Source organism: Niallia sp. RD1 (assembly GCF_024219955.1).
In the GTDB taxonomy this organism is placed as follows: Bacteria; Bacillota; Bacilli; order Bacillales; family Cytobacillaceae; genus Niallia; species Niallia alba.
In genome coordinates this window covers 4,838,281-4,851,243 of the sequence record NZ_CP100420.1, presented here as the reverse complement: position 1 = coordinate 4,851,243, position 12,963 = coordinate 4,838,281, and the positions used below count along the sequence as shown (strand labels likewise).

The following is a 12,963-nucleotide window of genomic DNA, read 5'->3' as shown; positions in this document are numbered from 1 at the left end:
GATGGTAATTTTCCCATAAATATTTACTTTACAGAAGACTTTGCCCATTCTTCCACCCACTCATACGCTTCATTCCATGTAGTTACCCGTTTAACTCCTTTAGGGATCGGCTTTCTATTATAAGGTGTGTCAAAGAGAATAACTGGAATGCCTAATTCTTCATGAAGCATTACAGCATTATCGTGTTTATCTTCAAAAAATATATCGACCTTCTGTTTTTTGGCGGCAGCTATTTTATGATGGGAACCAATTAATTCAATATAATCAAAACTAATTCCATGATTAATAAACCATTCTTTTGTTAGCTCCAGCATTCCTTCGCCTCTTGCGCTAATAAATATTAGCTCATGTTGTTTTGCCCATTTTTGAAGGACAATATTTGCTCCTTCAGCAAGCGGTGATGCTGTATAAATTCTTGCTTCATTTTCTACAAACCAATTGTCAAATTCTTCATTAGATACATTCACTAATGGATAAAATTCATATTGTACGATATCTTCTAATGTGATATTTAACTGAAAGCTTTCGTTTAAAAAGGGAACAAATGTAGCAGGGCTTGTTACTGTTCCATCAATATCGATTCCAAATCGCAATTTTTTCATTTTTTGCTCCTTTTCCAATGTTGTTCTTATCTAGCTTATCAAATAATAATGATTTGGAAAAGCAAAGCATTAAAAAAGGAGGATATCATGTAAAACATTAACAGACATAGTAGCAATGAATTTGGTGATGATAATAAATGCTCCTATTAAAGAAAGCGAGGGATCATCATGCCAGATCAAAATAGCAATAAAGGATACAGTCACGATTTTCAAGATAGAGAGCGAACTGGAACACCTGTTGATTACTTGGAAGAAACATCAGCAGAAATAACACCTCCAATGACATATAATGCTACAACTCGTCCAGTGACCTCTGATGTTGGGAGAGATAGGGAAGTAGTAGGTGGAAAAGGGATTGGTATTACGGCGTTGCTGATTTCTATCTTGTCTTTATTTGTAATGCCTATTATATTAGGGATTGTCGGGATAGTATTAGGATTCGTCGCTAGAAGCAGGGGAGCAAGTGCGCTTGGGACATGGGCTATTTCACTAGGGGCAATCTCCATTATTATAGGAATATTTATCGCCCCATTCTTTTAACGATAAGTGGGGAATCAAAAAAAATCTAACCTCTCATTGTGGAGGTTAGATTTTCTAATTAGAATAGAAAAGCTTTCTCTGTTGGCTAATTATGGTTGCACAACAGTGCCATCTTCCTTTTCCTCTGCTGCTTTTTTCGCAAAATATTCCTCAGCGATTGCATCAATTTCTTTTTTCAATTCTTCTACCATTGTTTCCTCTGGAACTTTACGGACTATTTTACCTTTGCGGAATAGTAATCCTTCTCCACGGGCACCAGCAATACCTATATCAGCTTCTCTTGCTTCCCCTGGACCATTTACGGCACAGCCAAGAACAGCAACTTTAATCGGTGCTTTTATGGTAGAGATGTATTCTTCTACTTCGTTTGCAATACTAATTAGGTCGATTTCAATTCGTCCGCAAGTAGGACAAGAAATTAACGTTGCTGCATTGGAAGAGAGTCCGAATGATTTCAACAGTTCTCTGGCAACTTTTACTTCTTCAACAGGATCAGCACTTAAGGAAATACGTAATGTATTACCAATTCCTTTACTTAAAATAGCGCCTAAGCCAGCAGCACTCTTAACAGTACCAGCAAATAATGTTCCAGATTCCGTTATACCTAAATGTAAAGGATAGTCAAATGCTTTTGCAGCTTTTTCATATGCTTCAATCGCTAAGTTAACATCAGAAGCTTTCATGGAAACGATAATATCATGAAAATCAAGGTCTTCTAATATTTTTATGTGGTGAAGAGCACTCTCGACCATTCCATCAGCAGTTGGATAACCATATTTCTCCAAAATTTTCTTCTCTAAAGAACCAGCATTAACACCAATTCGAATAGGAATTCCTTTTGCCTTCGCAGCTTTCACAACCGCTTCCACTTTTTCTCTTTTCCCAATATTACCTGGGTTGATTCGTATCTTATCTGCTCCGCCTTCAATTGCTTTTAAGGCTAAACGATAATCGAAATGGATATCCACTACTAGTGGTATATTGATTTGTTTTTTAATGTCACTAATGGCTTCTGCAGCACGTTCATCTGGACATGCTACTCGGACGACCTGACAGCCAGCTTCTTCTAAACGTTTAATTTCGGCAACTGTTGCCTCAACATCATGGGTTTTTGTAGTTGTCATACTTTGAATAAATAGTTCATTACTTCCCCCAATTGTTAAGTTACCAACTTTAATTGGACGGGTTTTTGTACGATGTATAATTTCACTCAAGGGTGATTCTCTCCTTTTATATTGGACAAGCCAAAATAATTAGCTTTTTATTTAATCTTGATATCCTTACCTATTGTAACAATGAATCATTGATATTGACAAGAAACTTGCTGAAAAAGTGAATTGGCTTTTTACTGGGAAACCTACTACTAAAGGGAAAAGCTTTTATGTACAAGAGAATATAAAAAAACTTCCTCAAAATAGATTATTTTCGGAAGATTGTTTTTATGTTTATTTATATATTGGGAATAAATATGTTTTTCCAATTTGTATGTCCTCAGGTTTGAGCCCATCATTTAATTTTTGAAAATCAGTTACAACTGTCTCAAGACTAACAGATAGACCGCCAGTGGAATATTGTTCGATAATCGAAAGGACGGTATCGCCAGATTGAACTGTTTGTTCAAAATATAAGGATGAATCCTGAGGGGTGCCCTGTACTTCTATTGTAGGTTCTTGTTCTTGGTTGGAGGAAAGTGTCCCTTCGTTTAGATCAATATAGATGACATAAATTGTAATTAAAATAGCAAAGGTAATAAAAAACCTTTTCATCCTAAATCCCCCTAAACTAGTTATAACAAAATATATGCTTGTCCAATAAGGTTTAGAACAAATTAAGAGTATAGGAAAGTAGGGGTGGGTAAATAGTCATGAAAATTAATATTAAATTACCTAATCTTTACATGTCCTTAATAAATATTTGTGACAATGTTGACTAGGGGGGACAGCTGGATGAAAAAAATTAAGGACAAGCTTTCTATACAAAATCGGTTATTTCTTTTTATTTTGCCTTTATTTATTATTACCATTTTGATTTTAACTTTTATCTCCATTAACAGTTCTGAAAAGATGACAATTAAGATGATGCATGAAAGATTAGAGAAGGAAACCAGTACTATTTATGTAATGGCCCAAAATACAATGCTAATGTATGTTGGACAGGAAGAGAAATTTCAATCAAAAATGGAACAAATAATTAGAGACCAAGATGCTAGTTTTGCTAAAGAAGGGTTAAATGCTTCCTTCTTTTTGCTCTCAGAAGCTGAAGTTAAGCCATTTAAAGTAAGTCAGACTTCCCAGTTCAAGTGGGAGGATTCCTTTATTCAAAAAGTAAAAAAATTAGAAGCAGGCGTATTAGAGACAAAGTGGAATGGTCAAACATATACAGTAGCCTTTCAACACATTCAAGAGTTAAAAGGGATTTATTTATTAGTAATTCCACAAGAAGAATACTTACATAATGTTAATCAGTTAAAAAATAGTTTATTGCTCTTTTCGGTATTGAGTATTGTCATTATAGCAATTGTTATTCTTCTTTTTGTTAAAACAATGGTTAGCCCACTATTAAAATTGCGAGAAATTATGAGAGTAGCAAGAGATGGTCAATTAGCAGAAGTTACGTCAATAAAAACGTCTATTCCAGAAATCAACTCGTTAATTAATAGTTATAATTTATTAATAAAGAGATTAAAACTTCTTTTATCAGATATGCATGCTACTAGTACTCATTTAGCTAAAACGAATAATATTTTACAAATGGAAGCACAGCAGATGATTGAAAGTGGTGTAACACTTTCTGAGATGATTAGTGCCGTAAAAAATGGAGCGGAGCAAACCGCTGTTAGTTCAGAACATAATATAACTGTTTTTCAAGAGATGAAAGCATTAAGTGAGCAAATTGAAGAGAGCAGCCAAAAAATAAATGAGCATACAGAAAAAATGAATCGTGCTGCAATACTAGGTGAAGAAAATATGAATAATTTATTTGCTAGTCAACATTTGCTGCAAGACAAAGTGACGGTTATATATAGTAATAATGATTTATTGAATAAACACGCTTTATCAATAAAAAATGTAGTAGAAGATATAAAGGGACTTGCTGAACAAACAAAACTTTTAGCTTTAAATGCAACTTTAGAAGCAGCAAGGGCTGGCATCCAGGGGAAAGGATTTGCGGTGGTTGCCAATGAAGTGAAAAAACTTGCTGTTTTATCATCAAAATCAGCGGAAGATATTAAAGCTTTCACACTTGATATGGATCATATCATACAAAAATCATCAACCGATTTAGAAGATATCCAACTTAATTTTGCGAAAAGTGATGAATTAGCTAATAAGGCTACCGTTTCTTTTAATCAGTTATTACAGGGAATTTCTCTCGTCAATGAAGGATTAAAAGATAATCATTATTTACTATATGAGCTACAAGCATTTTTTCCAAAAATGGAGCATAGTACGTTACATGTTACATCGATAAGTCAACAAACCCTTGCAAGTTCAGATGAAATGAAGAAGATAGGCGAAATACAACAGGATAGTATTCAGGTAAATGCAGATATAAGTTCCAGACTTTCGAAGCTAGTGGCGAAACTTGAGGAAAACATAAAGATGGATGAACAAAAAGATAATTAATTTATCCCGCTCTTAACGGACAGTAAGACCCTAATCTAAGCTTATGAAAATTCGAAGAAGAAGGGTAGGAGATCAACTGTCCGTATAGGTCTGAATGGTTAGTTTACGTTATGAAAACAACCTTTTATATAAAAAGCAAAAACTACATGTAGATAGTTTTTGCTTTTTAATGTTGTATAGGACATTTAAGGTTGGAGAGGTTTTTCCGGTTGAACTTCTTTAATAGCTAAGCAAACAAGGAATAAGCTAATAAACCAATTTAATAAATAACCACTAGGAACAAGTGTTTGTAAACAGTCCATAATAGCAAAGAAAATAACGGGAATAGTTGTGCTATATACAGTTATTTTCCAGCACTGTGCAAACGTTAATGTTCTGCCAAAAATCTTGGAGAAAAAGCTGCCGAACATAGCAAGTACGAGTGTTTGCAAGACTTTGTAAATAAGCATGAACAAGATATAGATAACCACTAAAATAATAATAAACACATAGGCTAATGAATCCATCGTTTGAATAAATTCAATAAGCTCCTCATTTGTTAAGGAGATATTCCCAAAAGAAGAATAATCAAATGTTTGAGCCTGTCCAGACCTTACAATTACGAATTCATTTTTTAAAAGGGCTACGGTATTTCCATAAGAATTAATTTTCGCATGATCATAGGTTCCAGAAGAATCCACAATAATGGTTAAATCAGGTTTCTCAATAATAGTTGGTTCTTTATCATTATCTGTATGGAGTGTATTATCACTTATTGTAAAAGAAGGAACTTCTTCTTCCATCGTTACACTAAAGGTATGTATTGCTTCATTAATACCTTTATTTAAATAATATAAATTAGGTAGTGATGCAATAATGGTTAATAGCACCAAATAAATAATGGTCTTTCCGATACCTTGAAAACGGAAGCTTGCTATATCTTTTGGAGAATAGAGGCTTCGATAAAACTGCTTAAAAATATTCATTCTGACACATCCTTCAAAAGTTTCATCCTTATTGTATCTTTTTACAACCAATAGATACAAGTCCGAGCATTTGATTTGCATAAAAAAGTATGATAAACATGAGGCAGGGATATGTTATATTAGACAGAAGAAAAGGGGAACGTTATGGATATTATTTATTGGATTATTATTAGCGTTTTATTCATTATCGCGTTTATAGGACTGATTTATCCAATCATTCCAAGCGTGCTGTTCATTTTGGCAGGATACCTTTTGTATGGACTATTTTTTTCATTTGAAGAACTTACTATACTATTTTGGGTCATCCAAGGAATGTTTGTCATTCTATTATTTTTTGCAGATTCTATATCCAATTGGATAGGTGTTAAGAAATTTGGCGGTACCAAGGCTGGTATTTGGGGCAGTACGATAGGTTTACTCGTAGGACCTTTTGTAATCCCGGTAATTGGAATCCTTCTCGGTCCATTTATAGGAGCTGTTCTGGCTGAGCTTATTGTTAGTAAGACTAATTGGAAAAATGCACTTAAAATTGGAGTAGGCTCATTAATTGGATTTCTCAGTAGTGTAGTGACAAAGGGACTAATCCAGGCAATCATGATTGTTTATTTTTTCCTAAAAATATAAAAGGAACCAGAGGCTGGGACAAAATAAATTATATTATAGATAAAGACGAACGATTTCTCATTTAGTAGCGAAACCAACTCGTTCCATTACGCTGCAGACACTCTATGCGCTGGGGAGCAATCTAAAGCCTGTGGGGTCTATAGATTGCTCTACTTCCCGCAGGAGTTGAGTGTCCTTGCTTCTTTTCACTCCATTTTAAAAGATTGTTTCGATCCATCATTTTTATAAAAAAAATATAATTAGTAGGAAATACGAAGTGTATTCAGTCTGCGGGTGATCACCACAAACCTTCTTTCTTAAAATGAATAAAACCCCGGACGATTATACGAACATTTTTTTTGCATGTACGTATAATCGTCCGGGGTTATTTGGTTAAAAATACTTATGTCCCAGCCTTATTCTTTTTAATTTAATCCACAAATTTCGGCGGGACAGTTTTGGCAGTCTACTGCTCTTTTTAAATAGGCAAGGTTTTTCGCCGTAATTTTTTGATTGCTATAGTCAATTACTTCTCTTTCTCTTAAATCTTTTAATATTCGTTGAATGACTTCCCGTGTCCCAAAGGTTAAGTTTGCTAACTCTTGATGGGTGATGGGGATATCAATGAGAATTCCTTCCATATTTTTTACTCCAAATGAATGAGATAATCTTATCAATATGCTATAAAGACCACCTTTTTTTCCGTTCATAATAAGATCTTGGCATTTCATATGTGCTTTTAAATACCCGGTACTTAACCAGCTTGTAATGGAAGTCAGGAGCACAGGATCTTTTAATGCTAATTGTTCAAATTCTTTTCGATCAATGGCGAGCACATCACAATCAGTCAGGCTTTTAGCAAAGAAATAATATTTAGGAGAATGTTTGAATAGTTGGTATTCTATTAATAATTCCTCATCATGGAGAATTTTCATGATAAATTCTTTGCCTTTCTCGTGCACTCTTCCAAGAGAAATGGTTCCATTTAATAAAATATATACTTTTTGCACAGGATCTTTTTCCTGAAATAATAAAGTTCCCTTTTTTATATGTTCGATTTTTTCTATATCAAAAAAATGTTGTATTAATAAACTATATAGTGATAGTTGCACTTCATTCATAAGAAAGCACTCCTTAATAAGCCTCTTTTCTTGATTAAAAAACATTGTGAAATATTTGTCAATCTTCAAATGGGATAAAATGGAATTTGTATAGATAGCAATGATTCTATTGGTATTAGGAACGTTGATACAAAAGGATAAATTGAAAAAATGACAATTTATCGAACTTATTTCAATAGAGCTTCTAATGGACTGGGTAATATTGTAGATAGGAGAGATTTTAGAAGTGATGTTAATCACTAGAGGTAAAATGAAAAGTGAAAAATGATATGTGAATAAATATTTTTGCTTATAGTAAAAGGTTTTTATGAAGCGGAAAAAAGCATATATACGCATTTATTATTGCCAATTCTACTCTTAGATTACAGCAATTAATGATTTCACCTTTTTTAGCTCCAATAACCTAGTATGCCGGTGTTTAAAATTATATTAAATGGGTATTTTAAAGAGGGAATCTTTTCAAGCAAATAGATTGAAAGTAAGTTCTTTATTTGATAATGTATTATTAAAGGGCTTCTCATATATAAATTGTCGGAATAGGACAAACCTTATAGGGGAAGAAAATAATACATATAATATTAGGAGGAATTAGACATGGCTTATTCATTACCACAATTACCTTACGCTTATGACGCATTAGAACCACACATCGATAAAGAAACGATGAACATTCACCATACGAAACATCATAATACTTATGTTACAAATTTAAACAATGCATTAGAAGGAAATGAAGAATTACTTTCTAAAACAGTAGAAGAGCTTGTATCTAATCTTGATGCAGTTCCAGAAGCAGCACGCACTGCAGTTCGCAATAACGGTGGCGGTCATGCTAACCATTCTCTATTCTGGGAAGTTATTTCTCCAAATGGTGGCGATCAACCAACTGGTGATTTAGCAGCTGCAATTGACAGCAAGTTTGGAAGCTTTGAAAACTTTAAAGAAGAATTTTCAAAAGCTGCGACAACTCGCTTCGGTTCAGGTTGGGCTTGGCTAGTTGTAAATAACGGAGAATTAGAAGTAACAAGCACTCCAAACCAAGACAATCCTTTAATGGAAGGGAAAACTCCTGTATTAGGATTAGATGTTTGGGAGCATGCATACTACTTAAATTATCAAAACCGTCGTCCTGAATACATTAGTGCATTTTTCAATGTTATTAACTGGGATGAAGTAGCAAAACGTTTTGCAGCTGCAAAATAATGAATAATAAATAAAGAGGCTGGGACATAAGTATTCCAGCCATAGATAAACCCGAACAACTATCAAAGAATCCTAAATGGTTGTTCGGGTTTTATTAGTTTTATAAAAGGTTGTTTCAGTACAGTTAGTGTTAATATCCGCAGCCTGAATACACTTCGCTTTCCATGGGGCGAGCGCCGAGCCGCTTCGGCCTCTGGCCTGCAGGGTCTCGGACTTTCTCGCAGCTCCCATAGGAGTCTACGTGTATTCAGGCTGCTCCATATTTCCTACTAATTCATTTTTTCTAAAAAAACAATATTTTTTAGGGTATTGCCTTTAAAAACGGAGTGGAATGGAGCGGAAGACACTCGACTCCTGCGGGAAGTAGAGCAATCTTTAGACCCCACAGGCTTTAGCCGAGGAGGCTTAGGTTGCTCCCCGGCGAATCGTGTTTCTGTAGCGCAATGGAACGAATTAGTTTTTACACTTGACTATATTTAAAAACATAAATAACCATTGTATAAAAGGAACCTTTATTTAAGAGATAAATTAGAGATTGTTCGTCTTTACAGATTGGCTATCTAGTTTTGTCCCAGCCCCTTTTTTGTGCACCATTCCCTCAGAAGTCTTAGCATTGTTAATGTTATTTTCGAAATTGTTAGTTTTTATATATAATGCATAACGAAATTCATTTTGTTAGAAACTACTCTAGAACAAAGGGGAGTTTCTATGATGAAAATAGGAAAATTAATAGGTAATGTAGAGTTAACAAAAGACTTGAAAATATTGTTGCTCACAGGGGGCTTATATTCACTCAGTGTAGCACTTTCTAATACTTTCGTTAACGTGTTTTTATGGAAACAGTCAGGTGAATTCAGAGATTTAGGCTTGTATAACCTAGCTATTATCTTGCTGCAGCTACTTACCTTTACACTTGCAGGCAGATGGGCAAAGAAGATTGATCGGGTGATTGTACTCCGAATTGGAGTAGCCTTTCTTACCATTTTTTATTTAACCGTTTTATTAATTGGAGATAAAGCATCAACATTTCTTCTAGTCCTTGGAGCAATTTTGGGAATTGGCAATGGATTTTATTGGCTAGCCTATAATGTTTTAACATTTGAAGTGACAGAACCGGAAACCAGAGATTTCTTTAATGGCTTTTTGGGCTTGTTAAATTCGGTTGCGGGAATGATTGGACCAATGATTGCTGGATATATTATCTCCCAGTTAACAAAATCGACAGGTTATATGATTGTTTTTGGTATGTCTCTAGGTCTCTTTCTTCTAGCAGTTGTCTCTAGTTTTTTTCTAAAAAGAAGGCCAGCAGAAGGCAAATATTTTTTTAAAAGAATTGTTGAAGAGAGAAAACATAATAATAATTGGAAACTCATCACGAATGCTCATTTTTTCCAAGGCTTACGGGAAGGCGTCTTCGCGTTTATGATAACTGTCTTCGTTTATATTGCTACAGATAGTGAATTAGCTTTAGGTAAATTTGGGTTAATTAATTCAGGTATTTCCTTTATAGCCTATTATATTGTTTCGAGGACAATCAAAAATGACAATCGGAATAAGTCTATTTTAATTGGGGGAATTATGTTATTCCTTTCAATGTTTATTATCGTTTTTGATTTTTCTTATGCGAAATTGTTGATATATGCAGGAACAATTGCCATTGCTTATCCATTAATTCTTGTTCCCTATACTAGTCTGACCTTTGATGTAATCGGAAAAGGCTGGAAAGCAGGAGAAATGAGAATCGAATATATAGTAGTGAGAGAATTGTTTCTGAATCTAGGAAGGCTATTATCAGTGCTCGTTTTCATTATTGGTGTCAGCATATTTAACCCTAATAAAGTAATTCCTGTATTGTTGTTTATATTAGGAAGTGGACATTCTGTGATTTATTTCTTCGCTCGAAAAATTAAATGGAAGGCTGCTTAAACCGAGAGGATCTGTTGTAAAGTTACAGATCCTCTTCTCTTTTAAAAGACTGTTTTCTATAGATGGTTGTTTTTCAATAGGGGAAATGAAGATATAGGAATATTGAGCAGCCTGAACAAACGTGGGATTCACTTAAATATCCAATATCATATAGTAATCTTTGTAAATTTCCTTTAAAATAGAAATAGGAAAGTTTTGGAGGAAATGGTGGGATCTATCATGGGGGAAAAAAAGAAAAAAAAGAGAAATCCAATACCTTTAAGGGTTAACATTATATTCTTTACGGTATTTTTATTGTTTTCAGCACTCATTTTAAGATTAGGCTTTGTACAAATTGTGTATGGCGATGATTATAAAAAAGAAGTAGAGAAAAAAGAGGATGTCGTTATTAGTACCTCTGTGCCTAGGGGCGAAATGTATGACAGAACAGGTAAAAGTATTGTAAGCAATGTTGGTAAGAATGCCATTACATATACGAATTGGAAAAAGGATAAGCCAGAAAAAATGCGTGAGACAGCAGAAGAGTTAGCAAAAATTATTAAAATGGATAGTGAAAAAGATCTTAAAAAGATAACAGAAAGAGATAAAAAGGATTACTGGATTCTTATCAATCCAGATGAAGCCAAAAAGAAAATACCAGAAGAAGAAAATGACCAGCTTAAACTAAAATATAAAGATGATAATAAAGAATATCAAAAAGCATATGATGAGCTTTTGCGTGATCGTGTAACAGAAAAGGATTTAAACACACTTACCGACCTGGATCTGGAAACATTAGCGATTTATCGGGAATTTCAAAGTGGATATTACTATACCCCTCATATTGTTAAAAATGAAGGTGTAACCGATAAGGAAATTGCGATTATTAGTGAAAATTTAGAGAAACTACCTGGTGTCGATACAGTTCGTGACTGGGATAGAGAATATGAGTTTGGTGGGACATTAAAAACTGTGCTTGGGAATGTAAGTACATCACAAAGGGGAGTTCCAGCAGAAGAAAAAGATAGCTATTTAGCTAAAGGCTATAGCATGAACGATAGAGTCGGGTTAAGCTATCTGGAAAAGCAATATGAAGATGTTTTAAAAGGACAAAAGAAAAAAGTTAAATATATTAAAGATAAAAAAGATGAGATTGTCAATTCCGAAGTGCTGTCTAATGGTGCTGCAGGAAATGATTTAGTATTAACGATTGATATGAAATTACAATTAGAAGTAGAGAAAATTATTGAAGAAGAGCTTAAAAAGACGAAATATGGCTATGCTGGTACCCAATATTTAGATAGAGCATTTGTCGTATTGATGGATCCTCATACAGGGGAAGTATTAACAATGGCAGGAAAACAGTTAGGCAAAGATGATAAAACAGGAAAGCAAGTTGTTCAAGATTTCGCGTTAGGTAATATTACCACTTCTTATAATGTTGGGTCAGCAGTTAAAGGGGCTATGGTATTAACTGGTTATAAAGAAGGGGTTATTCGTCCCTATTCTGTTTTGCGTGATGAAGTAATTAAAATCAAGGATTCACCAGATTTTAAATCTCATTCAAGTTCATTGTGGGGTAATATGAATGATTTAACTGCATTAAAAAGATCGTCGAACGTATATATGGCTAAGATTGCATTGGCAATAGGTAAGGAAAGCTATACGAGACCAGGACAAACTTTAAACGTCGATCCAGCTGCATGGGATAAAGTTAGAAATTCCTTTAGCGAGTTTGGTCTAGGGGTAAGAACAGGAATCGATCTACCAAATGAAATGGCGGGCTTTAAAGGGCAAGATACAGCAGTTCCCGGTAATTTAATGTTCCTATCAATCGGGCAATATGATACATATACTAATATGCAATTAGTCCAATATGCCTCTACAATCGCTAATGGTGGTTATCGAATACAGCCGCGACTGTTGAAGGAAATAAGAGAATCAGCTCAAGGAGATGAGAAGTTAGGTCCAATCGTGCAGGAAATTCAACCGAAAGTTTTAAATAAATTAGATTTAGAACCAGGATGGATTGAACAAGTACAAACCGGATTTCGCATGGTTATGCAGCCAGGAGGAACAGGTGGGGTATTTATAGGAGCGCCATATAGCCCAGCTGGTAAGACTGGAACAGCACAGGCGTTCTACGATGGACCACTAAGAACGAATTATAATGTCCCGCCACCTGAGGTTATGAACTTAAGTTTAATCACATATGCTCCTTCTGATAATCCAGAAGTGGCCATGGCTGTATTGGTCCCGTGGGTTTACACAACAAATAATGGCCCTTCTCCTAATTTAACAATCGGAAAACGTGTTATGGATAAATATTTTGAATTAAAGAATGATAAAGAAAAAGAATAGATTAATAGACTCTTCCAATAAAACACTATCTATAGGG

The 12,963-nt window shown here is 34.4% G+C and carries 11 protein-coding genes; 6 read left to right on the top strand and 5 right to left on the bottom strand.

The window, feature by feature from the left end; all coding sequences use genetic code 11:
* Window positions 1-23: 23 nt before the first annotated feature.
* On the bottom strand, window positions 24-602 hold the full coding sequence (locus NKG37_RS23435) for a 5' nucleotidase, NT5C type (RefSeq protein WP_212117051.1): 579 nt from the start codon (window positions 600-602) through the stop codon (window positions 24-26).
* Between the two features lie 168 nt (window positions 603-770).
* Here NKG37_RS23435 and NKG37_RS23430 point away from each other — a divergent pair, with 168 nt between their 5' ends.
* A complete protein-coding gene (locus NKG37_RS23430) occupies window positions 771-1,142 on the top strand; it encodes a DUF4190 domain-containing protein (protein ID WP_254415416.1) in 372 nt (123 codons plus the stop codon).
* A gap of 89 nt (window positions 1,143-1,231) precedes the next feature.
* On the opposite strand, the gene ispG is transcribed toward NKG37_RS23430, so the two are convergent.
* Both ispG and NKG37_RS23420 read right to left on the bottom strand, forming a co-directional pair.
* Window positions 1,232-2,347, bottom strand: a complete 1,116-nt coding sequence (ispG, locus tag NKG37_RS23425; RefSeq protein ID WP_198013196.1) for a flavodoxin-dependent (E)-4-hydroxy-3-methylbut-2-enyl-diphosphate synthase — start codon at window positions 2,345-2,347, stop codon at window positions 1,232-1,234.
* Window positions 2,348-2,587: 240 nt separating this feature from the next.
* Window positions 2,588-2,908, bottom strand: a complete 321-nt coding sequence (locus tag NKG37_RS23420; RefSeq protein ID WP_016203002.1) for a LysM peptidoglycan-binding domain-containing protein — start codon at window positions 2,906-2,908, stop codon at window positions 2,588-2,590.
* Between the two features lie 180 nt (window positions 2,909-3,088).
* Between NKG37_RS23420 and NKG37_RS23415 the strand changes: the two genes are divergently transcribed.
* Complete coding sequence (locus NKG37_RS23415) at window positions 3,089-4,768, top strand: methyl-accepting chemotaxis protein (protein ID WP_254415415.1); 1,680 nt, start codon at window positions 3,089-3,091, stop codon at window positions 4,766-4,768.
* A 185-nt stretch (window positions 4,769-4,953) separates the two neighbouring features.
* Here NKG37_RS23415 and NKG37_RS23410 read toward each other — a convergent pair whose 3' ends face one another.
* A complete protein-coding gene (locus NKG37_RS23410) occupies window positions 4,954-5,733 on the bottom strand; it encodes a DUF1189 domain-containing protein (RefSeq protein WP_254415414.1) in 780 nt (259 codons plus the stop codon).
* A 144-nt stretch (window positions 5,734-5,877) separates the two neighbouring features.
* On the opposite strand from NKG37_RS23410, the gene NKG37_RS23405 reads away from it, so the two are divergent.
* Window positions 5,878-6,357, top strand: coding sequence for a DUF456 domain-containing protein (locus NKG37_RS23405; RefSeq protein ID WP_016203005.1), 480 nt, complete (start codon window positions 5,878-5,880; stop codon window positions 6,355-6,357).
* A gap of 404 nt (window positions 6,358-6,761) precedes the next feature.
* On the opposite strand, the gene NKG37_RS23400 is transcribed toward NKG37_RS23405, so the two are convergent.
* Window positions 6,762-7,457, bottom strand: coding sequence for a Crp/Fnr family transcriptional regulator (locus NKG37_RS23400; RefSeq protein WP_254415413.1), 696 nt, complete (start codon window positions 7,455-7,457; stop codon window positions 6,762-6,764).
* Between the two features lie 594 nt (window positions 7,458-8,051).
* Between NKG37_RS23400 and NKG37_RS23395 the strand changes: the two genes are divergently transcribed.
* The 3 genes from NKG37_RS23395 (at window position 8,052) to NKG37_RS23385 (ending at window position 12,926) form a co-directional block, all read left to right on the top strand.
* Window positions 8,052-8,660 (top strand): superoxide dismutase, encoded by a 609-nt coding sequence (locus tag NKG37_RS23395; protein ID WP_016203007.1) that lies wholly within the window; start codon window positions 8,052-8,054, stop codon window positions 8,658-8,660.
* Between the two features lie 708 nt (window positions 8,661-9,368).
* Window positions 9,369-10,586, top strand: coding sequence for an MFS transporter (locus tag NKG37_RS23390; protein ID WP_254415412.1), 1,218 nt, complete (start codon window positions 9,369-9,371; stop codon window positions 10,584-10,586).
* A 219-nt stretch (window positions 10,587-10,805) separates the two neighbouring features.
* Entirely contained in the window at window positions 10,806-12,926 is a 2,121-nt protein-coding gene (locus tag NKG37_RS23385; protein WP_254415411.1) for a peptidoglycan D,D-transpeptidase FtsI family protein, read from the top strand.
* Window positions 12,927-12,963: the final 37 nt, after the last annotated feature.